Source organism: Methylomonas sp. EFPC3 (genome assembly GCF_029643245.1).
In the GTDB taxonomy this organism is placed as follows: Bacteria; Pseudomonadota; Gammaproteobacteria; order Methylococcales; family Methylomonadaceae; genus Methylomonas; species Methylomonas koyamae_B.
Genome location: NZ_CP116398.1, coordinates 4,031,045 through 4,053,843, shown reverse-complemented (window position 1 = coordinate 4,053,843; position 22,799 = coordinate 4,031,045). Strand labels below are relative to the sequence as shown.

General features: G+C 56.4%; 18 protein-coding genes. 7 read left to right on the top strand and 11 right to left on the bottom strand.

Annotated features, from left to right (window positions below):
• Positions 1 to 46 precede the first annotated feature (46 nt).
• Both PL263_RS18380 and PL263_RS18375 read left to right on the top strand, forming a co-directional pair.
• Positions 47 to 202 carry a hypothetical protein gene (locus tag PL263_RS18380; protein ID WP_278210739.1) on the top strand — a complete coding sequence of 52 codons (156 nt, stop codon included), beginning with the start codon at positions 47 to 49 and terminating at the stop codon, positions 200 to 202.
• A gap of 602 nt (positions 203 to 804) precedes the next feature.
• On the top strand, positions 805 to 2,121 hold the full coding sequence (locus PL263_RS18375; protein WP_260839237.1) for a hypothetical protein: 1,317 nt from the start codon (positions 805 to 807) through the stop codon (positions 2,119 to 2,121).
• Positions 2,122 to 2,354: 233 nt separating this feature from the next.
• Here the strand turns inward: PL263_RS18375 and radA are convergent, their stop codons facing one another.
• From radA to PL263_RS18350, 5 genes are all read right to left on the bottom strand, one after another.
• Complete coding sequence (radA, locus tag PL263_RS18370) at positions 2,355 to 3,722, bottom strand: DNA repair protein RadA (RefSeq protein ID WP_278210737.1); 1,368 nt, start codon at positions 3,720 to 3,722, stop codon at positions 2,355 to 2,357.
• A gap of 16 nt (positions 3,723 to 3,738) precedes the next feature.
• Positions 3,739 to 5,331, bottom strand: coding sequence for a phospholipase D-like domain-containing protein (locus PL263_RS18365; RefSeq protein ID WP_140911648.1), 1,593 nt, complete (start codon positions 5,329 to 5,331; stop codon positions 3,739 to 3,741).
• A gap of 52 nt (positions 5,332 to 5,383) precedes the next feature.
• Positions 5,384 to 6,883, bottom strand: a complete 1,500-nt coding sequence (locus tag PL263_RS18360) for an endonuclease/exonuclease/phosphatase family protein (RefSeq protein WP_278210734.1) — start codon at positions 6,881 to 6,883, stop codon at positions 5,384 to 5,386.
• A 65-nt stretch (positions 6,884 to 6,948) separates the two neighbouring features.
• Positions 6,949 to 8,535 (bottom strand): 1,4-alpha-glucan branching protein domain-containing protein, encoded by a 1,587-nt coding sequence (locus PL263_RS18355; protein WP_278210733.1) that lies wholly within the window; start codon positions 8,533 to 8,535, stop codon positions 6,949 to 6,951.
• Complete coding sequence (locus tag PL263_RS18350; RefSeq protein WP_278210732.1) at positions 8,528 to 9,181, bottom strand: DUF4912 domain-containing protein; 654 nt, start codon at positions 9,179 to 9,181, stop codon at positions 8,528 to 8,530. The genes PL263_RS18355 and PL263_RS18350 overlap by 8 nt, the downstream gene beginning before the upstream one ends.
• A gap of 214 nt (positions 9,182 to 9,395) precedes the next feature.
• Between PL263_RS18350 and glgX the strand changes: the two genes are divergently transcribed.
• Complete coding sequence (glgX, locus tag PL263_RS18345) at positions 9,396 to 11,573, top strand: glycogen debranching protein GlgX (RefSeq protein ID WP_278210730.1); 2,178 nt, start codon at positions 9,396 to 9,398, stop codon at positions 11,571 to 11,573.
• A gap of 3 nt (positions 11,574 to 11,576) precedes the next feature.
• Here the strand turns inward: glgX and PL263_RS18340 are convergent, their stop codons facing one another.
• The 3 genes from PL263_RS18340 to PL263_RS18330 are packed head-to-tail and all read right to left on the bottom strand — an operon-like array spanning position 11,577 to position 14,508.
• Positions 11,577 to 12,083: a hypothetical protein gene (locus tag PL263_RS18340; RefSeq protein ID WP_278210729.1), complete on the bottom strand. Its 507-nt coding sequence runs from the start codon at positions 12,081 to 12,083 to the stop codon at positions 11,577 to 11,579.
• Positions 12,080 to 12,721 (bottom strand): hypothetical protein, encoded by a 642-nt coding sequence (locus PL263_RS18335; protein ID WP_278210728.1) that lies wholly within the window; start codon positions 12,719 to 12,721, stop codon positions 12,080 to 12,082. The genes PL263_RS18340 and PL263_RS18335 overlap by 4 nt, the downstream gene beginning before the upstream one ends.
• Positions 12,718 to 14,508 (bottom strand): vWA domain-containing protein, encoded by a 1,791-nt coding sequence (locus PL263_RS18330; RefSeq protein ID WP_278210726.1) that lies wholly within the window; start codon positions 14,506 to 14,508, stop codon positions 12,718 to 12,720. Before PL263_RS18330 ends, PL263_RS18335 begins: the two co-directional genes overlap by 4 nt.
• Before the next feature lie 130 nt (positions 14,509 to 14,638).
• On the opposite strand from PL263_RS18330, the gene PL263_RS18325 reads away from it, so the two are divergent.
• Entirely contained in the window at positions 14,639 to 15,811 is a 1,173-nt protein-coding gene (locus PL263_RS18325; RefSeq protein WP_140911640.1) for a phosphoglycerate kinase, read from the top strand.
• Between the two features lie 50 nt (positions 15,812 to 15,861).
• Here PL263_RS18325 and PL263_RS18320 read toward each other — a convergent pair whose 3' ends face one another.
• Both PL263_RS18320 and hslO read right to left on the bottom strand, forming a co-directional pair.
• The gene (locus tag PL263_RS18320; protein WP_278210723.1) at positions 15,862 to 16,629 is read right to left on the bottom strand and encodes a hypothetical protein; all 768 of its coding nucleotides are present in this window, start codon (positions 16,627 to 16,629) and stop codon (positions 15,862 to 15,864) included.
• Positions 16,630 to 16,636: 7 nt separating this feature from the next.
• Positions 16,637 to 17,518, bottom strand: coding sequence for an Hsp33 family molecular chaperone HslO (gene hslO / locus PL263_RS18315; RefSeq protein WP_278210722.1), 882 nt, complete (start codon positions 17,516 to 17,518; stop codon positions 16,637 to 16,639).
• Positions 17,519 to 17,594: 76 nt separating this feature from the next.
• Here hslO and msrA point away from each other — a divergent pair, with 76 nt between their 5' ends.
• From msrA to PL263_RS18300, 3 genes are all read left to right on the top strand, one after another.
• Positions 17,595 to 18,230 carry a peptide-methionine (S)-S-oxide reductase MsrA gene (gene msrA / locus PL263_RS18310; RefSeq protein ID WP_278210721.1) on the top strand — a complete coding sequence of 212 codons (636 nt, stop codon included), beginning with the start codon at positions 17,595 to 17,597 and terminating at the stop codon, positions 18,228 to 18,230.
• Positions 18,231 to 18,486: 256 nt separating this feature from the next.
• Positions 18,487 to 20,340: a methanol/ethanol family PQQ-dependent dehydrogenase gene (locus PL263_RS18305; RefSeq protein WP_278210720.1), complete on the top strand. Its 1,854-nt coding sequence runs from the start codon at positions 18,487 to 18,489 to the stop codon at positions 20,338 to 20,340.
• 90 nt (positions 20,341 to 20,430) lie between these two features.
• Positions 20,431 to 21,288 (top strand): quinoprotein dehydrogenase-associated putative ABC transporter substrate-binding protein, encoded by an 858-nt coding sequence (locus PL263_RS18300; protein WP_140911635.1) that lies wholly within the window; start codon positions 20,431 to 20,433, stop codon positions 21,286 to 21,288.
• 18 nt (positions 21,289 to 21,306) lie between these two features.
• On the opposite strand, the gene malQ is transcribed toward PL263_RS18300, so the two are convergent.
• Positions 21,307 to 22,782, bottom strand: a complete 1,476-nt coding sequence (gene malQ, locus PL263_RS18295) for a 4-alpha-glucanotransferase (protein WP_140911634.1) — start codon at positions 22,780 to 22,782, stop codon at positions 21,307 to 21,309.
• Positions 22,783 to 22,799 lie beyond the last annotated feature (17 nt).

Genomic DNA, 22,799 nt, shown 5'->3' with positions numbered 1-22,799 from the left:
GTAGAACGGTTACAGACAAGCCTGGACCACCGGCCTGCAGAATCCAATGGATTACAGCAAAACCCGCGCCACAATCTGGAACTACGCCGCCGACATATCGAACGGCCATACTCAGCTGACACCACACAATCCGCCGAAGCCACTAAAACCAAGCCTTGCGGCAACAGCCATCCCGTCGAACGTTAAACCGCGCCGCGTTTAATCAGCCGCCAAACACCTCTAGCCCAACCTTAGGATTAGGAAGGAATTTCACGATTTAAAATTAAACTATGTTAAATAAATGATTGTTTTTGTGAAATAACACTATTTAATTTCCAGACCTCGCCTCGGAATTCCAGCCTTTTTGCCGGAAAAACTCAGCTTTATCCGCAAAACCGCGAAGCAATCCTCAATCGCCGCAGAAAATATCAAATTGATTTCAATAACTTATAAAAAATTGCGCCAAATCACACACTTTTCGGCCGGTACGCAGCCGCCGCCTCAAACTCGTCTAGCCGACCCGACCAGCCATCTATACCGCCAACCATTTGATTTATAAAGGCGTTGTCAACATTGCAAATCGGGCTGGCACGAATATTGTTGATGGGCTTTTGCTCGTCGATGTCGGCAACACTCGGGATTTCCGAACAGATAGTCCCGACTCGAAGACAACACGTCCGAAGCTGAGCGACGGACACAACAGCAGGAAGTTATTGAATCGGATCGAGCTTGGCTAATTGCCGCAGTAAGGGTGATCGCCGGGCTATGGGGGAGGCCGCTTCGTTAGCACCGTCTTTACAAAAACGATAATTCTGAGGACAGAAAATGGTATTGCAAAAAAAACTGGTAGTAGCACTGTTAACCGGCGGCATGGCGGGTATTTCCGGCCAAGCGTTCGCTCACTGGAGTTCCGGCCCTTTCCTGTATAACGATGCCGGCACCAACCCAATGAATCTGGCTAATAGCAACTTGGCCGCCGGCGTAGCAAACAACGGTACCGGCGCCAATGCAGCCGGCACTTTCGGTACCAATACCGCTACCGGCACCAGCTACGGCACCTATACCCAAACTCGCGCGGTTTCTTCCGACTACGGCTGGATCCAAGGCCAAGACAATAGCCTGTGGGCCAATAGCCACGACAACAAAGGCTTGGCGTTTTCTCTAGCCAATACCTCTCGCGTTACATTCACTGTGACAACGCTGGGTACAGCCGCTAGCACCGTACAAACTCAAGCTACAGGCGGCAGCACAGTGACCACCTTGAGCGGTCAAGACTGGAACCCGGCATTTTCCATTTTTAAAGGCTTGGCTCCGCAGTCATCTCACGAAGGCGGGATTGGCAACACCGCACTGGCCCAGCGTCTTCCAGGATATGTTGCATGGGGGCCCTACGCATCAGTTCAGCCCTATACCGCGGCAACGGATGCTACCTATGAAACAACAACCGGCAATACTTATACCGGTTCCGGCACATGGGGTGCATATCGTTCAAACGCCGACTGGACTGGCGGAAGAGATATTAGCGCGACCGCAACATACGGTAATGGCAAGTCGATTGGCACGTCACAAGTGCTCGGCGAAGGTAATGTCTCAACCTTGAAATATATCGACTCTGCGGCGTCAGCCGCTGGCAGCCATACGGTCACATGGAGCGGCATCCTAGGCCCCGGTGACTACAGTCTTTGGGTAGGCGGCACCAACGCAGCACATGCCCTTGAACAACAAGCCAACTACCAAGGCCTACAGGCAGCGCATACCGCGGACGATGCCGCAATCGCTGCGGCAAACACCGCTTATACTAACTACATATCGACTGCTCCAGCCATCGTAGCAGCACAAGCAGCTTACGACGCGGCTATCGCAAGCCATACGACAACAGCCGCTGAAAAAGCAGCCGCTAAAGCCGCACTGGACGCCGCTTTAGCAGCTGATCCGGCCGCAGTTGCTTTAAAAGATGCTTACAACGTAGCGCGGACTAACGTTACAAAATACGAAAATTTGGTGGCTACTTTGCGTAGTCCTTACGGCTTCACCATCGAGACCACCGTCGCTGCGGTGCCGGTACCGGGCGCAGTCTGGTTGTTCGGCAGCGCCATGGCCGGCCTGATTGGCGCCAGCCGTCGCAAACAACAACTGGCTTAAACCAAGCTGGACGCTCGACGCCGGATTGCGTCGAGCCAACGGAGCAAGGACGCTCCGCAACTCTCCGCCGCCGCTTCCGCGCGGCCGCATCGCCTATCCGTAACGCCTTGGACACGGCGGCCTGACAACTTAACGTTCCGCGCCCCCAAGATTCCGGGAAGCAGCTAGCGTTAACCGTATCTCTGTGCCCCCCAGACGGTTTAAAGGTCACGGCCACCGAAACCGGCCTTCGTTCACAAATCGGCCAATACCGCCAGCGCGTCCTGAATGTTGCTCACCGCATGGATTTCCAGATGTTTGACGCCATCCTTCGGCTTATTGCTTTTCGGAATGATGGCTTTTTTGAAACCGTGTTTGGCGGCTTCATTGAGGCGGGCATGGCCGTTGGCGACCGGGCGAATCTCGCCGTTCAAGCCCACTTCGCCGAAAAACACCGTGTCGTAAGGAATGATCCGGTCTCTAAGACTGGATACGACGCCGACCAGGATGGCCAGATCGGTACTGGTTTCGCTGACTTTGATACCGCCGACCACGTTGGCGTAAATCTCGTCGTTGCCGGTGAAGATACCGCCGTGGCGCGATAACACCGCCAGCAGCATCGCCAGCCGGTTTTGATCCAGACCCACCGCCAACCGGCGCGGATTGCCGTACTGGCTTTCGGTGACCAGAGCCTGAATTTCCACCAGCAAGGGCCGGGTACCTTCCCACAACACTGTCACCACGCTGCCCGGCGAAGGCTTTTCCGCGCGCGACAAAAACATCGCCGACGGGTTTTTCACTTCCTTCAAACCGCTGCTTTCCATCGCGAAAAAACCCAGCTCGCCGACGCTGCCGAAGCGGTTCTTGTCGGCGCGCAACACCCGAAACCGCGAATCGTCGGTCGAAGACAGTACCACCTGGGCGTCGACGATGTGGCTCAAGGTCATCGGCCCGGCCAGCGACTGGTCCTTGGTGACGTGGCCGACCATAAAAAACGACACGCCGGTACGCTTGGCGTACTGAGTCAAAAAACTGGCCGACTCCCGCACCTGCGACACCGAACCCGGCGCCGAATCGGAATCGGCGGTGTACATGACTTGGATCGAATCGATGATGACGACTTGTGGCTGCTCTTCATCGAGCAGCTGGCAAATCTGCTGCACCGAGGTTTCGGCCAGCATCTTGATGCCGGCGGTGTTCAATTGCAGGCGGTGAGCGCGCTCGGCAATCTGCTGCAAGGACTCCTCGCCGGACACGTAAAGCACCGGCAATTGCCGGGCGATATGGGCGATAGCTTGCAATAAGATCGTACTCTTGCCGGCGCCCGGTGCACCGCCGATCAACACCACGCTGCCCTTGACGATACCGCCGCCCAATACCCGGTCGAACTCGGCCAGGCCGCTGGAAATGCGCTCGGCCTGAGCCAGATTGACCTCCGACAGCAACTGCACCGCACTGCGGCTGCCGGCGTAACCGGAACGCTCGCGTTCGGCCTTACCCCCGCCCAGTTTGACCTCTTTGATCGTATTCCAGGCGCCGCATTGGTTGCATTGCCCCGACCACCCCGGATAATCCGCGCCGCATTCGGTACAGACGTACGCGGACTTTTGTTTTTTTGCCATGCCGTATCGACTCGAATCAGTAGAACACCCGGAACAAGCGCTGAATCTGCTCGAACTCGTACAAGTAAGGCCGCGCCACGTCGCGGTTGGCAGCGACGACGACCAGATCGTGGGAGAACACCGAGGTGTTGTACCAGTTGAAGCTGCCTTCGATGACGATGTATTCGTCGATCACGCAATACTTGCAATGGATCGGCGAGTACGGCACCGGTAAATCGTCTTGGCCGTAGACCAGGCCGACGCGGATGCCGGCGTCTTTCAGGCGTTGAATCGCCGGCAGCAAGGGCCGCGCCAGCTCCTCCGCCATCGGTCGTTCGACCCCGATCTTGCCCTGCCGCGCCAAATGGCCGTTAAACAACAACTGCACGTCCACCCCGCGGTCGCGGGCCTGGATCAAGGCGGTAATGACGCTATCGTTGTGGTCGCCGAGCAGATCGCCGATCAAAAACAGGCACAGCTTCAACGAACGGCGGGCGCGGTGAATTTCGGCCAAAATCGCATGATGGGGCCGATACACCTTGCCGTTGGCCATGGTTTGCCGGCCGAAGGTATAGAGCAGGTTGAACGGGCTGAGCGGATCGATACCGTATTTCTGGATCACACCGCCGCGCTGGCTTTGGAAGATGTTGTCCAGCAAGCGGCACACGCCCTGGGAATGGAAGCTCATGCCCGATTCCCAGTTGGCCCACCAGCGGTCGAAGGTAATGTTGAACGAACCGATGATCGCGTCCTCGTCGTTAAAGATGACGAATTTGGTATGCATGTCCGGCTCGACTTCGATCAAGTGGTGCTTCGGCGTGCAGAACACGCCAACCAACTCGATGCCGGAACGTTTCAACCGGGCGTAGTTCTGGCTGTTGGTCAAGGTCATCTTGCGCCAGTCGACGATGCATTGCACCAGTACGCCCTGGTGGCTGGCATGGATCAGGTGATTGATGAAGTCGTTGTCGTCGATGCAATCCACGCTGACCTTGATCGTGCACAGGCGATCGGGTTGTGCCCGTTTGGCGGCGATGGTTTTATCGATATGGTCGTGGATGAAGCGCTTCGGGTGGTAGGGATGGTGCTGCTGACCCTTGGTGAATTTTGGCGTCAGGTGCAGCGAGTCGAAATGGCGGTTGTACCAGTCCACGTCGGCCTGCAATTTGCCGGGATCGACTTCATGCGTGCGGTAGTGGTTGGCAGTGGCCCATTGTTCGCCGATATGCCGTTGCGCCGGCTGATTGTCCTGCAATTGCGGCGCGTCCATGAAGATGTACTCGTGCCGAGACGCTATAGAATGTTCGCCAAGGTGGACGATGAACGCAAACTTGATGCAATGGATCCGGCCGAACTGGGCCGAATACGGCATCACGTAAAAATCGCGGGTCGAACGCTTGTGCCGATCCCACTCGACGTCGTAGGCATCGGTATCGACCACGTAAGTTTCGCAGATCGCATCGCGGAACACCTTCAGCACCACCTTCAGGTTGGCAGTGACGCCATGGTTCAACTCGAAATCGATCTTGCCCCAACGAACGTCGAAGATTTCCCTAAAATCGTTGCTGCGTTGAAAACAGCCCCCCAATTTGCCGAATACCGGCTTGGCGTAATGTTCTGCTACTTGCATATTCGCTCGCCTAATCGCACAGGTTAAAATCCATACTCGAGCCTGGAACCGGTTACAGCGGCTCGAACTCCAGCAGATAGCCGCAATGGTCGGAAACCCGGCCGTAATCCTGCTCGGTGAAGACTACCCGCGCCGAAGTCGCCCGCAATCCGCTATCTTTGTTCATAAACACATAATCGATCCGGTAGTCGTCCGCCAGCCGGTCGCGCCAGTGGGCATCGTCCACCCGGAAGATCTGTTGAAACAAGGCCGGTGCGTTGGCCGCCAGATATTGGTCTTCGTAGCGGTGGCCGTCGACGACCAAGCCATAGCCTAACGAACCCGCCGCGATATTGAAATCGCCGCATAACAAAGTGGCCGCCACCTCGGCGCCGCGCCGGCCGTCGGCCCATTCCGACAAGCGTTGAAATTGGTCGCGAAAACCGTCTTCCCACCAGCTCAAATGGGCGGAGAATACGTCGATGGTGCCGATGTAAGGTACGTCGATACTGGCCGCCACCACTTTGCGGGAATGGATGCTATAGGCATCGCTGCTGTCGGAAACGTAGCGCGCCTCCTGGCGCTCGAACGGATAGCGGCTCAGGATCGCCACGCCCTCCCGGTATTTGTCGAACCCCAGATGGGACCAATCGCTATACAAATGAAACGGCTGTTTCAAGCGCCGGTTGATGATATTGGCGGAATTGGAGGCCCAGTCGCCGCGACCGTCGTTCCAATGTTCCGCCACTTCCTGCAAACACACCAGGTCGGCGCCCAGTTCGTCCACCGCTTTCGCGATTTGCCAGAACTTCCGATCCTGATCGTCCTCCTGGTAACAGTGCAGATTCAGAATCATCACTTTAAGCGGCGCCCGGCTCAGCCGGTAGTTTTGTCCGGCATTGTTATCCCAGAAGGTCTGCTCCTTACCTTCGCAGCAGATGCTGTACTGCACCCGGAACGCGCCGTCGAGTTTGAGATTGGTGCTCCAATGCTGTACCGGATGCAGCCCGGCATAACCGCTACGGGTGGCGGAGCGCCTGCCGGATTGCAGCCGGCAGCTGGTTTTGTGGACGTGGTGCCAATCGTCCAGCGTCCAATGGACCGTCACCTTTTCTGCCGCCAAACCGGGATCGACGGCCAATTTAAGCGGAATGCTGCGTTGCGACGCGCCAAGTCCCTGCAACGGGCTCAAATTCAGTACCGGCACCAAGCCGGTCGTGCGTCCACCGCTGCCGGCTGCGCAAAAATAACCCTGACAGCCGTCGTTGTTGTCCCAATATTCGCGGCCCTCATGCTGTAAGCGTAAGGAGAAACGGATATCGCCGGGCAAATCGGCCTTGGCCTGGCGCTGAAACCTCAGCTCGGCGCGCCAGTATTCGCTACCGTCGCCGGCAGTGACGCAATAATCAGCCAACACCGTGCGCCGCACGCCGTCTTCGCCGGCCCAATGCACTTCGACGGTCTTACCGTAACCGAGATTGGCCACCCGCATGAAAAACTGCAAGATCTGGCTGCTGGCAGCGGCTTTACCGCTAACGATGTTGCCGACATACAGTAACTGGATGTTATCCATGATCCCTCCCGTGAGCTGAACGGCACGGCAACGGCACGCACCGGTTTGGCTTGGTGGCCGGCCGCCTAGGCGGCATACTGGCGAAAATCGATCTCCGGAAAAATATCGTCCATGATCTCCAGCGCTGTCAAATAGCGTTCGTCGATCCGGTTTTTACGAATCGAGTCGTGCAGATAATTGAAGCGCGCCAGATGGTCGGTGATGCGTTTCCGCGCGTAATCGATGGTGGTACCGGCTTTCATGATGAACGGCCAATCCGAAGCCTGCGCCAGCAACAAGGAGCGCGCGGCCTGGTTCAGCGCCCGGCGTTGCAAGTCGCTGACCTGCAAGCCGCGCAAGTCGCCCGCCAACTTTTCCATTTCGGCGGCCGCCTTATGCAACAACGGATAAATCCAATCGTTGCTTTCGTTCAACCAGAATTCCGAATAGCCGTGCTCGCCCCAACTCGATGCGGCAGGTACCGCCGGCTGGCACGGCAAGCCCAATTGCAGATAATCGCTGCAACCGACGGTTTGCAAACCGCTGTCCGCGCCGGCTGCCAAACGCAATACCTGTTCCAGCCACAACGGCCCCTCGAACCACCAATGGCCGAACAATTCGGCATCGTAAGGGGCGACAACAATAGGCGCTTGTTGCATTTCCGCGGCCAAGGCGTCGATCTGCCGCCGGCGGCTGGCGATGAAATCTTCGGCGTGGCGGCGTAGTTTCAACTTGGCCAATTCCGGCTGATACGCCTGTTTGGGCTGTTTGCCGCCGGTGATCCGATAGTATTTGATGCCGGTATTGATCCGGGTCTCGCCGTCCAGGATGTAGGGCGCGATGTATTCCAATGGCAGATCGAAACCGATGTCCCGGTAATATTCGCGGTAGTCGCCGTCGCCAGGATAGCCGGACTCGGCACTCCAAACCTGGTGCGACGCGGCCGGATCGCGGCCGAATCCGGCCACTCCGCCGCAATCGATCGGCGCATACACGCCGAACGGCGGCCGACGATCGGCATTGAGCAGCGCATGGCTTTCCAGAAAAAAGTACTCGATACCGGCGGCCTTCAGGGTCTGCTCCAGACCGGGGTAGTAGCCGCACTCCGGCAGCCAAAATCCGCGCGGGGCAAAACCGAATTGAGCCTGAAAACTGTCGATGCCGACGCCGATTTGATTGCGGACCGAGACGGGATTGACGTCCAACAACGGCAGATAGCCGTGGGTCGCCGCGGTAGTGATCAATTCCAGCCGGCCGCTGCTTTGGTGGCGCTGAAATGCAGCCAGCAGATCGCAGTGGTAGCGCTGCTGGTAATCGTACAGATTGTCCTGAAACAGTTGCAGGTAATGTTGCGCCAGCGCATGAAACTGCGGCAAGCGCCGGGTACGCTCCACCTCGCGTTCGGCCAGTTCCACCCGTCCCCGCAGATAACGCAAAAACCGGTTTTGCAACAACGGATCGCGCAACATCGCCATCAGCGTCGGCGATAACGACAGGGTCAGCCGGTAGGCTACCCGGTCGTAACGCAACCGCTCGAACATGGCCAATAGCGGCAGATAACACTCGCTGATCGCCTCGAACAGCCAGTTTTCTTCAAAAAAACTGTCGTGCTCGGGGTGGTGCACGTACGGTAAATGCGCGTGCAAAACAATTGCCAGATAGCCGTTATTCATGGTCGCAACCCGCCAATGCCGCCGATCCGGCAGGCGAACCGGCAGAGACCGGCAACACGAACTGGGCGATGACCGGCGCCAGCCAGGTCGCCGCACTCGCGGTTTCGGCGACAGCCGCCGGATTGGAATAGGCCAAGGCGGTAAACTCCTTATACTGGTCCAGATGACCGATAGCCGCCTGGTAATAGCCGGCGGAACTCGACAATGGCTCGGGTAACGCGATTTGCTGCTGACTGCTCTGGCCGGACACCGGCAGGTCGAACCACTCGGGCCGGTTTTCGGTTTGCTCCGGCAAATCAGCCTTCGCTTCCGGTTGCCGGTAAATCCGTAGGGTCAATCCGGTTTCGCTCGTTGCCGGCGGTTGCGGCTGAACATCGGTCCGGGCTTGCCGCGCGGGTTCCGGCAATTGCCAATAGGCGTGCAGCCGGCGCGGATCCACCGGCAACAGCACCAAGCTGGGCGCCCCCGGTGCGCGCATATCGGCCCGCGGCGCGAATTCGCGGCTGATTTGCTGGCTGATGCCAAACAGCTCTTGCGGCGAAAACCCGGAGGTGGCGGCCCGACCGCCGGCCCTGAACCGCCGCGGGGCAAAAGTGCGGCTGATCTCCAGGCTGATATCCCGCATCTCCTCGGCAGATAGCTGCAAGCGAGACTGGGATGTGGACCGGGAAGAAGCCATTGGCAATGTTAAAGATATGGTTTGGCGGAAGGTTAAGCGCAGGCCGATGCTGCCGGCTGATTCAGCCCTCCGCAATGGCACGCTAATAGACTCTACCCGTTGTCGATTATTTACGCAAGGCGTAGGCCTGTGCCTACGATTTGCAGTAAAATCAAGGCATCCAAGTTTTTCGGCAAAGGGCATGCGCGAATCATACAGTTTAAAGTCAGGGAGTCCCTATCCGCACGGCGCCAAAGTCAGCGAAGGCGGCGTGAATTTTTCCATCTCCAGCCGGCATGCCACAGAGGTCGAATTGTTGCTGTTCGCCAGCAACGACAGTCCGGAACCGTTTCAAGTCATTGCGCTACACAAAGACAAACACCACACTTTTTTTTCCTGGCACGTATTCGTCGAAGGCTTGCCGACCGGCACTTGGTACGCTTGGCGTATCGACGGCCCGAGCAATACTCGCGAGTCCGGCTTGCGCTTCGACAAGGACAAGCTGTTGCTGGACCCTTGGGCACGGGCGGTTAGCGACAAACTCTGGCAACGTGCCGCCGCCTGCCTGCCCGGCGACAACAGCGCCCATGCGATGCGCGCGGTGGTGGTGGACGACCGCTACGACTGGGAAGGCGATACCCCGCTGGCGATCCGCAGCGAGAAAGCCATCATTTACGAATTGCACGTCGGCGGTTTCACTCGCCATCCGTCCGCCAAAGTCAAGCATCCGGGCAGCTTTGCCGGCCTGATCGAAAAAATCCCTTACTTGTCCAAACTGGGCATCACCCACGTCGAGTTGCTGCCGGTGATGGCCTTTGACGAGCAGGACGTTCCGCCGCACACCTCGGATTTGGGCCTGAAAAACTACTGGGGTTACAGCACCCACAGTTTTTTCAGCCCGCATCCCGGCTACTGCGTAACGCCGGAACAGGGCACGCACATCCGCGAGTTCCGCGACTTGGTCAAGGCTTTACACAAAGCCGGCATCGGCGTGATCATGGACGTTGTGTTCAACCACACCTCGGAAGCCGGCGCCGATGGACCGGTGATCAACTTCAAAGGTATCACCGGTAACAGCTTTTATCTGACCGACAAGCACGACAAACGCATTTTTCACGATTACACCGGCTGCGGCAACACCGTCAACGCCAACCATCCGCTGGTCACCAACTTCATTATCAGCTGCCTGGAGTATTGGGTCAGAGAAATGCACGTGGACGGCTTCCGCTTCGACCTCGCCAGCGCACTGGCCCGCGGCGAAGACGGCAGCGTACTGCAGGACCCGCCGCTGGTCTGGGGCATCGAATTGTCGGAACAATTGGCCAGAACCAAACTGATCGCCGAAGCCTGGGACGCCTCCGGCCTGTACCAGGTCGGCAACTTCCCCGGTTACCGCTGGGGCGAATGGAACGGCCGTTACCGCGACGTGATCCGCCGTTTCGTGCGCGGCGATACCGGCATCATCAGCGAAGTCGCCACCCGCATTTGCGGCAGCAGCGACCTCTACCAGCACCAACACCGGTTGCCGATCAGCGGGATTAATTTCGTCACCTGCCACGACGGCTTTACGCTGAACGACCTGTTCAGTTACAACGAAAAACACAATGCCGCCAACGGCGAAAACAACCGCGACGGCTGCAATAACAATTTGAGCAGCAATTGCGGCACCGAAGGCCCAACCCGCGATCCGGCTATCCTGGCGCTGCGCCGCAAACGCGTGAAAAACACCTTTGCCATTCTGCTGTTGAGCCACGGCGTACCGATGCTGCTGGCCGGCGACGAAATCCTGCACACGCAACAGGGCAACAACAACTGCTATTGCCAGGACAACGAACTCAGCTGGCTGAATTGGGAGAAAGCCAAGGAAAATGCCGACATTCTGCATTTCGTACAGTTGATGATTCGCTTGCGCAAACGCCACGTTTCGCTGATGCGCCGGCGGTTTCTGAGCGGGGAGATTTTGGAAGAACGCGGCATGCCCGATATCGTCTGGCACGGTCTGGAGGTCGGCCAGCCTCCGCGTTGGGACGATCCGGAAGCCCGGGTGCTGGCATTTACGTTAACGGCTTTGGCTAAGGATGAGTCCGACTTGCACGTCATCCTCAACATGTCGGATCAACGGCTGGCGATGGAGTTACCGTCCATTCCGGAACGGACTTGGCGGCTGGCGGTGGATACCGCGCAAAAACCGGGGCGCGACATTTTCGAACCGGCCGAACAAAAACCGGTCGCAGGCAACCGTTACTGGGTAGACAGCGACTCGGTGGTCGTATTCGAAAACGGCCAACCGGAACCGGGCGACGGCGATAGCCTGTCTAAACGCTCCGCCCAACTTTTCAGCAAATTCACCGGTATCAAACTGGCCGATACTGCGGCCTGAGCATCAATCGAACACATCCCCCCAATCCGGCGGCGGCGGCGTTTCGGTTTGCTCCGCACCGGCTTCCGCAGGCTCGGCATCGCCATCGCCGCCCGCTGGTTCTGCATCGCCGTCCGCTGGTTCTGCAATCGGCGGCGCAACGGGTTTTGCCGTCAGGGTGGCGTTCAGATAACTGTCGAGCAAGCCGCACAGACTCTCGTAAAAACCGGATAGCGGTTGCCGACCCAGCAATTGCTCGACACACTGGTATAGGAACTGCTTTTCCGCCAGCATCAGCACCTCCGACACGCTATGCCCTGCCTCCTCGCCGAAGCCGTATTTTTCGACCAGCGCCAGCAGGATACGATCTGCACGCTGCCCTTGCCGGTCTTCGATTTCAGCCAACAACGCCTCGATTTCGGCCTGATGGCGTTTTTTCTCCCGTCTGCCAACCAGCCACAGCACCGCCAATCCCAACACGCTGACGGCGAATAGATTGGCCAGAATGATGATCGTCCACGTCTGACTCATCGCTGCGCCAACTCCTCAAGGTCATGCCGCAACGCCAACTCGGCGTCGAGAAATATCTGCAACATCTTTTTGCTGCTGTTTTCCAATTCCAAAGCGGTTTGGTTGCCGCTGAACACCCGGGTATATTCGGCGGACATTTCGTCTATGGTTTTCATCGCCGTATCGAGTTGCCGCACCAATTGTTGATTTACCCGCTCCAGGCCGACCTGCTTTTGCACCTGCTCCGCATCAGCGCCTCCGGCTGGCCCGTGCTGAACCGAACCGGCGCTGGTGACCAGATTTTGGTAAGGCTCGGCCAATTGCTCGATGCGTTGCTCTATCTCCTGCAACAGCACCAATTCCCGCTTCAGGAACAAGCGGATTACATCCTGAAACAAGGCGCGTTCCGAGGCGTTGACTTGCTGCAGCACCGTTTCGATTTCCGCTTCGCTCAAACTGCAATGTTCGCTGATGAACTGCTGCAAACGTTCGCCTTTTTCGAAGGAATGACCTTCCAAATCGCCGATGAAGCGCTCGATTTCGGCCATTTCCTTGCCTTTTCTATTCCGGGACAGGTAGAACAGCACGATAACCAACAACAACAAAACGGCAAAGGCTTCCGCCGCCAATACCACGACTACCGAATCGAACGAACTCATGACAATTTCTCCAACAAGCGTTGATGCTGTTCCGCTTCGGATTTTTTCAAATAGCGGTAGATAAAAAAGCCGGCCAGCCCGAATAACAGATTAATCGCCAGCAAAACGCCGCCGACCAGCCACCAATTGGCCGCCGGTAGCAGCTCGGGCTCGGGCTCGGGATGCGTGTCCGGATGCGCAGCTTCCTTGGCCGCAACATGGCCTGCCTCGGCAGCCGGGACCGCAGGCTCGCCATGTTGCGGTGGTTCCTCGGCAGCGGCCGGCTCCGCATGAAACCAGCTATCGTCTATCGCTACAGGCTTGACGGCCGGAGACACCGGGTTGCCATGGCGATCCTTGGCCATTACGTTAAAACTGACCTTGGTGACGCTTGCCGGCGGCAATTCGGTTAAATCCAACTCCCAGAGCCCGTCTTTTGCGGTCGCTGCACGCGTTTCAGGCTGTTTATCGTCGCGGCTGATTTGGGCGTTAATCACCATGCCGGCCGGCTCCAACAGCGCCAAATCGGGTTTCAACAACAGGCGTACCCGCCGCTGTCCGGCATCGATCTGCCGCTCCACAGTAATCGGCGTCGCTACCACTTGAATCTCGCTGATGATTTCGCGTTTGAAGGTCTTGCCGTCGGCGAGGAATTTCAGGGTGTGCTTACCAACCGCCAGCCCGCTCAAACTATGCTGAAAAAAACCGGGGTTGCCGGCCGCCGCCATTTTCTGCGGCGCAGATTGGTCCAACCCCAACTCCAAACTCAACATGCCGAGAAAATCGGCCCGAGTAATCAACTGATCGCGGTCGGTAAAGTGGGCCTCCACCGCCAATGTGTCGTGCTCGCCGATAAAATTCGGAATTTGGCTGAGCTGTAGCTTGAGGTCGGTCACGATCATGACCTGATTATCCGGATCGACTTCGGCCAGCAAACGCCACTCACCCACCGCCGGCTGCCTGACCGTGATCAAATCGTAATTCTGGCTTTCCAGCCACGACACATTGGCGGCCATGGTCTGCTTCGCCAATGTTTTGCCGTCCGGCAGGGCCAATTGGGTCGGCGCCGCATGCGCGGTCTTGAACACCAGAATCGAAAACTCCTGAATGCCGCTGTCGACACTGAATTTATTGTCGCGCAACGGCAGCGTGGTTTTCGGTGCGGCTTTTTGTGCCATCTTCAAAAACGAACGTTGCAATTGGTCGGCGGATTGGGCGACCTCGGCCCAACCGCCGGTCTCGAACGCCAGTTTGTCCAGCAACTCCTGGTCCGCTTGGTCGGACAACGCGACAGTCTGCACCTGGATATCTTGTTGCTGCAACTGCGGAATCCATTCGCTGAGAATGCGCTCCCGCGAATCGGCACTCTGCATGATGTCCTTGGAGATATCGACGAAGCCGTCGGTCAATAGGATCAAGTGCTTGCGGCCGGGGCCTTTGAAGCCTTGGCTGAGAACGGTACGGATCGCGTCTTCGATATGGGTGTACAGGCCGCGGGAATGAATGTTGGCCAGCGCTTTACCGGCTTGCTGTTTCCAGGCCGCATTGACCTTATCGCTGGCGATTAGCGGCACGGTCTTTTCGGCAAACAACCACAATCCGGTGCGGCTGCCGTCCGGCAGCAATTCGACCAGCAAGCGGCCGGCTGCGACGCGCAGATTGTCCGGATCGTTTTGCTTCATGCTGCCGGAGACGTCGATCAGCACCTGAATCTCGTCTCCGCCCGTTGCCGGCAAGGGTTGCGCTCGGGCCGCAGTACCGGCAAAAGCAAAAACGCATGCCGCGACCGCCATCAGTAATCTGCACATGACTCCGTCCGGGAGAGTTAAAGTAATGGTTAAAAAATATAGTCCAATGGGTCGGAGTGTTGCCGATTTTTAATTCGGGCCGCGACCGGTGTTACCCTATAATGTTTTTATTTCAACCATAGGAGAACTTATGTCTATCAAACGAATGGTCGATCTGGATCTGGCGGGCAAACGCGTCCTGATCCGCCAGGATTTAAACGTACCGGTCAAAGACGGCAAAGTCACCAGCGATTTGCGCATTCAGGCCAGCGTTCCGACCGTTGAAGCAGCCTTGGCCGGCGGCGCCGCGGTGATTTTGATGTCTCACCTGGGCCGCCCGACCGAAGGCGAATACGACGAAGCCTCCAGTTTAAAACCCGTTGCCGAGCGTTTTTCCCAATTGCTGGGCCAGCCGGTACGTCTGGTCAAAGACTGGCTGGACGGCGTCGAGGTCAAACGCGGCGAAGTCGTGCTGTGCGAGAACGTGCGTTTCAATAAGGGCGAAAAGAAAAACAGCGCCGAGCTGGGCCAAAAAATGGCTGCGCTGTGCGACATCTTCGTGATGGACGCCTTCGGCACCGCCCACCGCGCCGAAGCCTCGACCCATGCTGTGGCCGAGCACGCTGCAGTCGCCTGCGCCGGTCCGCTGCTGGCCGCGGAATTGGATGCATTGGGCAAGGCCCTGGAAACCCCCGCCCGGCCGTTGGTGGCAATCGTCGGTGGTTCCAAGGTTTCGACTAAATTGACCGTGCTGGAATCATTGTCGACCAAAGTCGATCAGTTGATCGTCGGCGGCGGCATCGCGAATACTTTCATTGCCGCGGCTGGCTATGGCGTCGGCAAGTCCTTGTACGAAGCCGATCTGCTTCCGGAAGCGAAAAAATTGATTGCAGCGGCGAAACAACGCGGTGCGGACATTCCGGTGCCGGTTGACGTGGTTACTGCCAAAGAATTTTCGGAATCCGCAGCCGCCACCGTGAAAAACGTGGCCGACGTAGCTGAAGACGATCTGATTCTGGACATCGGCCCGGAAACCGCAAAGCAATATGCGGAAATCTTGAAAACGGCCGGCACCATCGTTTGGAACGGCCCGGTCGGTGTATTCGAAATCGACCAGTTCGGCGAAGGCACCAAATCCATGTCGATGGCGATCGCCGACAGCCCGGCATTCTCGATTGCCGGCGGCGGCGACACTTTGGCGGCGATCGACAAATACGGTATTGCCGATAAAGTGTCCTACACCTCCACCGGCGGCGGCGCCTTCCTGGAATTCCTGGAAGGTAAGGAACTGCCTGCCGTTGCGGTATTGAAAGCCCGCAGCTAATTAAGCAGTCGAGCAAATGGGCCGGCGGCCATGCAGCCGGCCCAATCAGCCTACAAACCGGCGACGGTCTTATCTTCTTGGTAATCCCGGTAGTTGATCGAAATCTTCAGGCCGGCGAAACGGCCGGACATTTTCACCATCTCCGCTGTTTGCTTGTCGAACATCAGCCTGACTTCGCTCAAAGCCCTATCCTCGTAACCTTCTTCGATCTCCTTCGCTTCCAGACGAAAGTGGTACAGGTAAACTTCCTGCTTGTCTTCCTGAGTGATCTCCAACGGCTCGCCTAACTGCTTAACCACAACCGCTTTTTTCGGCAGCAGCGCGGCAATTTTTTCGAGTTGGTCGGCTTTGGCTTTTAACTGCTTTTTCTCTTCATTAATTTCGGCACCGCCCAACGAACGGAACGAAGCCTCCAAAAACTCCGGCGGCGCGATTTGCAGAAACAGGTTGGAAAAGGTCCAGTCGGTGATCTTGTCCTCCTTGTTGAAGGCCAGATCCAGGTAAAAGCTGATTTCCGGGGCGACCTGCTTGCCGTCCTTATCGATTTTCCGGAACCAGTAACGCCAACGTTTGCCGTCGGCGGTCTGCTCCTCGCTACTGGCATGCAGTTTGGCCAGCGACACGAAGTCTTCGCTGAATAACTTGGGTTTCTTGAAATGTACGGTGAAATCGTCTTTCGACACCACCGAGAAATAGCGGTCGAATTCGTCCATCTGCAAATAGGTCTGATAGGCGTGCAACCAATGCAGACAACCAGTCATCGTGCTGAGCAAGGTAAAAGCCAGCAACCAGCGTAAAACTCGGGAAAATGTTTTCATAGCCTCCTCAATGCCGGGTCGGCGGGTTGGTCTCGGTTTCTGCCGCCGGATTGGTCAGCAAATTTTCTACGTCGATTTGATCGAAGCGGTATTGCGCACCGCAGAACTGGCAGTCGATTTCGATGTCGTCGCGCTCTTGCAAAATCGCATGCAGTTCGGACCGCCCCAACATCAATAAAGTGCCGGCGATTTTTTGCCGGGAACAAGTGCATTTGAATTCCACCGCTTCCGGATCGAAGATTCTGACCTTTTCCTGATGGAATAGCCGATACAGCAAATCTTCGCAATCCAGCGTGAAGATTTCCTGGGCGGTGACGGTAGCGGCCAACATTTCCAGGCGCTCCCAGTCGGCCGGGTCTTTGTGTTCACCCGGCAACTCTTGAATCAACAATCCGGCCGCGGCGTTGCGGTCGGCGAACAACCACAATCGGGTGTTCAGTTGTTCCGATTGTTTGAAATACACTTCCAACACTTCGGCCAGCGTATCGGCCTCGATCCCGACGATACCTTGGTAAGGTTCGGCATTCTCGGATTCGACGGTCAGCACCAATCGCCCGCCAGCGCCGACCATTTCGCGCAGGTTGGCGCCGCTGACCTTGTCCGCGCTACGCACCAGTCCCCGAATGTTACGGTCGTTGCTGGCCTGGGCGACCAAAGCGGTCAAATCGCCGCCGCCCTGAATCTGCATAATCATTGCGCCTTTAAATTTGATCGTCGCCGACAGCAATACCACCGCGGCCAGCGCCTGTCCCATTTGGGCGTCGACTGCATCGTCCGCTATCCGCTGGTGTTGTTTGGCTTCGACCAAGCTGGTCTGTAGCCGCACCCATTCGCCGCGCACACCGTGCTCTTCGAAGATAAAGCGGCGTAAGCAATCCTGTTGTTTCATGATTTGATTAACTTTATCGAAAGGTCGGGGATTATAATCCCCAGCGTCCCATCATTCGACTAGGGGGAAGGCGGTTATGTCTTTTCTTTCCAAAAAAATTGCCATGCCTGTTGCGGAACAAGCGTTAGCGGGCCGCTCGTCGCCTATCGCCAGCGGCTTGACGCATGCCGTACACGGCCATCCTTACCATCCGCCGTTTCCGGAGCAGATGCAGCAAGCGGTATTCGGCATGGGTTGTTTTTGGGGCGCCGAACGCAAGTTCTGGCAGCAAGCCGGCGTCTATACTACTGCAGTCGGCTATGCCGGCGGCTTTACGCCCAATCCAAGCTATCAGGAAGTCTGTAGCGGCATGACCGGCCACGCCGAAGTGGTTCTGGTAGTCTTCGACCCGCAAACCGTTAGCTACGCGTCGTTGTTGGCGGTGTTTTGGGAAGCGCACAACCCGACCCAAGGCATGCGTCAGGGCAACGACATCGGCACGCAGTACCGTTCGGCAATTTACTGCTACGGTGACGAACAACTCGCCGCAGCCAGCGCCAGCCAACACGCATACCAAGCTGAACTATCGAAAGCCGGATTTCCGCCAATCACGACCGAAATCCGCATTGCGCCGCCGTTTTACTACGCCGAGCAGGACCACCAGCAGTATCTGGCCAAAAATCCCGACGGTTATTGCGGCCTCGGCGGCCTGGGCATTTGTTTGCCGCGTTGAGCAAATCAGCGCCAAATGCTAAGGCATTATAAGTCTTGGCTTTATCGTTTGCGGGCGTTCCCGGCAGAGTTTTTCCGGTTGACTTTTAGGAAAAAATCCTTCAATTTACACGTCTGGTGTGGCTCTACCTCTGCGTTCGACGATGTGCGAACGACCTAAACAGGTCAGTCATCCAAACAGAGCTTTAAAACTAATATTAGTCTTAACAACACAAAACCGTACTCTGTCTCATCAACAGATTACCAGGAGGAAACATATGAAGAAGCCTGTACACAACTGGCTGCTTGCTTCGACTGTAGCGACGATCCTTGCTGCACCAACCGTATCTACCGCCAACGACGACTTAGAAAAATTAACTCAAAACCCTGCTAACTGGGCTTCTTGGGGTGGCGACTACGCTGGTACCCGCTACAGCAAATTGTCCCAAATCAACACTCAGAACGTTAAAAACCTGCAACCAGCCTGGTCTTTCTCTACCGGTGTGTTGCGTGGTCACGAAGGTGGTCCTCTGGTTGTTAACGGCGTTCTGTATGTTCACACTCCGTTCCCTAACACCGTTTACGCGATCGACCAAAAAACCAAAGCGGTCATCTGGGAATTCACCCCAACAATGGATGCCGACGTCACCATTCCTGTCATGTGCTGCGATACCGTTAACCGCGGCTTGGCTTACGGCGACGGTAAAATCTTCCTGCAACAATCAGACACCGTGCTGACTGCGCTGGATGCCAAAACCGGCAAACGCGTATGGAGCGTACAAAACGGCGACCCGAAACTGGGTATGACCAACACCAACGCGCCGATCGTTGTTAAAGACAAAGTCATCACCGGTATTTCGGGTGGTGAGTTTGGTGTCCGCGGCTTCCTGGCTGCTTACGACATCAAAACCGGCCAGTTGGCGTGGAAAGGTTACAGCATGGGTCCGGACAAGGACACCCTGATCAAACCGGGCAAATCCACCACCTGGCAAGACGGAAAAGTCACTCCGCTGGGACCTGAATCCAGCTTGGCGACCTGGAAAGGTGACCAATGGAAAATCGGTGGCGGCACCACCTGGGGCTGGTATTCCTACGACCCTAAACTGAATCTGGTCTACTACGGCTCAGGCAACCCTTCTACATGGAACCCTGTACAACGTCCGGGCGACAACAAATGGTCCATGTCTCTGTGGGCTCGCGACGCCGACACCGGTGAAGTTAAATGGGTTTACCAAATGACGCCACACGACGAGTGGGACTATGACGGTATCAACGAAACCGTTCTGGTTGACCAAGAAGTCAAAGGCAAAATGCACAAAACCATCGTCCACTTTGACCGTAACGGCGTGGGCTACACCCTGGACCGTGAAACTGGTGAATTGCTGGTTGCAGAAACCTTTGACAAATCAGTCAACTGGCTGACTCACGTCGACATGAAATCCGGCCGCCCACAAGTCGTGCCTGAATTCTCTACCGAGCATAACGGCGAAGACGTCAACACCGTTGGTACCTGCCCTGCAGCGCTGGGTGCGAAAAACCAACAACCGGTGTCTTACTCTCCACAAACCGGCCTGTTCTACATCTCCGGCAACCACTTGTGCATGGAGTACGAACCGTTTGAAGTTAGCTACACCGCTGGCCAACCGTACGTAGGTGCCACCCTGAACATGATGCCTGCAGGCGCTGATGTTTTGACCGGTAAAAAAGACGGCACCACCAACCTGGGCCAGTTCACCGCGTGGGATGCCAAAACCGGCAAAATCGCTTGGTCTAACAAAGAACAATTCTCTGTCTGGTCAGGCTCTGTTGCAACGGCTGGTGGCGTTGTGTTCTACGGCACCCTGGAAGGTTACCTGAAAGCAGTTGACGCCAAAACCGGTAAAGAATTGTACAAATTCAAAACCCCATCCGGCATCATCGGTAACGTCAACACTTGGGAATTCGAAGGCAAACAATACGTCGGCGTTCTGTCAGGTATCGGCGGTTGGGCAGGTATCGGTATCGCGGCCGGTCTGGACGACGGTTCGTCATCAACCAACTCGGAAGGTCTGGGTGCGGTTGGCGCGTACAGAAGCTTAGGCTCTTACACCAAACTGGGTGGTACACTGACTGTGTTCGCTCTGCCTAACTAAAATCTAAACTTTAGATTGCAGTGAAGCAAGCCTTGGCCGAGCAATCGGCCAAGGCTTTTTTATGCCAAGAAAACCAGTACAGGAATTATCATGAAAGCCAATTCGACCTTTACCACTTGGGCCTTATCTCTAGCCTTGACCGCGCCAATCGCCAACAGCCAAGCCCAGGACAAGTTCAAAGTCTGCGCAGACCCGGTAAACCCGCCCTATTCCACTAAGGAACTGACCGGCTACGAGAATAAAATCGCCGCGCTGTTTGCCGACCAATTGGGCCAGGAACTCGAATACACCTGGTTGCCGGACCGCATCGGCTTCATCCGCAACACCTTGAAAGCGGAAAACGACAATGGCGAAGGTTTCAAGTGCGATGTCGTGATGGGCGTGCCGGCCGGCTTCGAATTGACCGAAACCACCAAACCCTACCTGCATTCGACCTACGTCTTATTGATTGCAAAAGGCCGGGGCTGGGACGATATCAAAGATCCCAACCAATTGGTGCAATTGCCCGAGCAGCGACAGCAGAAACTGAAAATCGCCATGTTCGACCGCGGCCCCGGTACCGACTGGCTGCAACAGAACGGCCTGCTGGATTACGGCGTTCCTTACCAAAGTATGACCGGCGACAGCGAACACAACGTGGCAATGCAGATCGAGAAGGATCTGAGCGCCGGAAAAATCGACATGGTGATTTTATGGGGCCCGATGGCGGCGTACGTGCAAAATCAGAACACCAAGAACGGCTATATCGCAATCCCGATGCAATCGGCACCGGGGACGCGCTTCGATTTCTCGATTGCGATGGGCATTCGCCAAGGCGACAATCAGCGCAAGCAACAGCTTAACGACTTGATCGACAAGAATCGGGCAAAAATCCAGGCGATTATTGCCGACTACAAAATTCCATCGCTGCCGATACCGGAAAAACCGGCCAAGCAAGACGACGATTGACAGCTGAACTCGGCCGCTTCAGCAGCGGCCGAACAAGCGGACTAAATGCGCAAAATGTCCGGCTTTATCGTCGGACAATTGCGACCAATCGAAACGCCAGCGCCAGTTACCTTCAGTGGTTCCGGGCGTATTCATCCGATCCGGCGACCCGAGCTTTAAGATATCCTGCATCGGAATCATCGCCAGATTGGCAACCGATCCCATCGCGGCATGAATCAGCGCGCTCGGCATCGGCAAACTGGACCAGCCTAAATAGTCATAAATCCGCTGTTTTTCGCTGTCGTTAAGCCCGTCGAACCAGCCTAACGTGGTGTCGTTGTCGTGGGTACCGGTATACACCACACAGTTTCGATGGTAGTTACACGGCAGATAGGGATTGCGACTATCGTCGCCGAAAGCAAATTGCAAAATCTTCATGCCGGGCAATTCGAAGTCGTCGCGCAAGGCCTCGACTTCGGCGGTAATGATGCCCAAGTCTTCGGCAACCAGCGACAGCGAGCCGAAATGACGTTGAATTTCGGCCAATAACTCGGCGCCGGGCGCGACGACCCAACGGCCGTTGATCGCGGTGTCCTCGTTGGCCGGAATCTCCCATGCCGCTTCCAGCCCGCGAAAATGGTCAATGCGGAGAATATCAAACATCTCGTATTGGGATTTGATCCGCTCCAGCCACCACTTGAAACCGGTTTTGCGCAAATACTCCCAGTCATAATGCGGATTACCCCAGCGCTGACCGAATTCGGAAAAATAATCCGGCGGCACCCCGGCCACGACTTCCATCTCGCCGGCCGCGTTCAGTTTGAACACGTCGCGGTTAGCCCAGACGTCGGCACTATCGTAGGAAACAAAAATCGGAATGTCGCCGAACATCAGAACGCCGTGCCGAGCCGCATAATCCTTCAACTCGTGCCACTGCCTGAAGAATACGTACTGTTCGAATTTGATCGAATCGATCACCGCTTTCAATAACTGCCGCGACTCGCTCAGCGCTTTCGGCTCACGTTGCCGCAACGCTTCCGGCCACTCGTTCCAACATTTGTGCCCGAATACGTTACGCAATGCGATAAACAAGGCGAAGTCATCGAGCCAATCGGCTTTTTCCTGACAAAACCGTTGAAAATCAGCCTGCTGTTCGGCATCGGCCAAATTTTGGAAGCCGTAGAACGCCTTGGTTATCAGGCAACTTTTGGTAATTTCAGTATTGGTATGACAATCGCCGCAACGGTCGACGGCCTGCAGCCAACCCTTGTCCGACAACCATTCGAGATTGATCAGCGCCGGATTGCCGGCATGGGCAGACAAACACTGGTACGGCGACCCGTCGCCGTGCGGCATGCCGAGTGGCAAGGTCTGCCAAACCGTGGCACCGGTATCGTGGAGAAAATTGACAAAATGAAACGCTTCCCTTCCCAAATCGCCACACTCTCCGCGCCCCGGCAAGGATGTAATGTGTAGCAAAACGCCCGCGCGGCGTTTATCCAAGAGAGCACCCATGAACTAGTTCCGTTTTC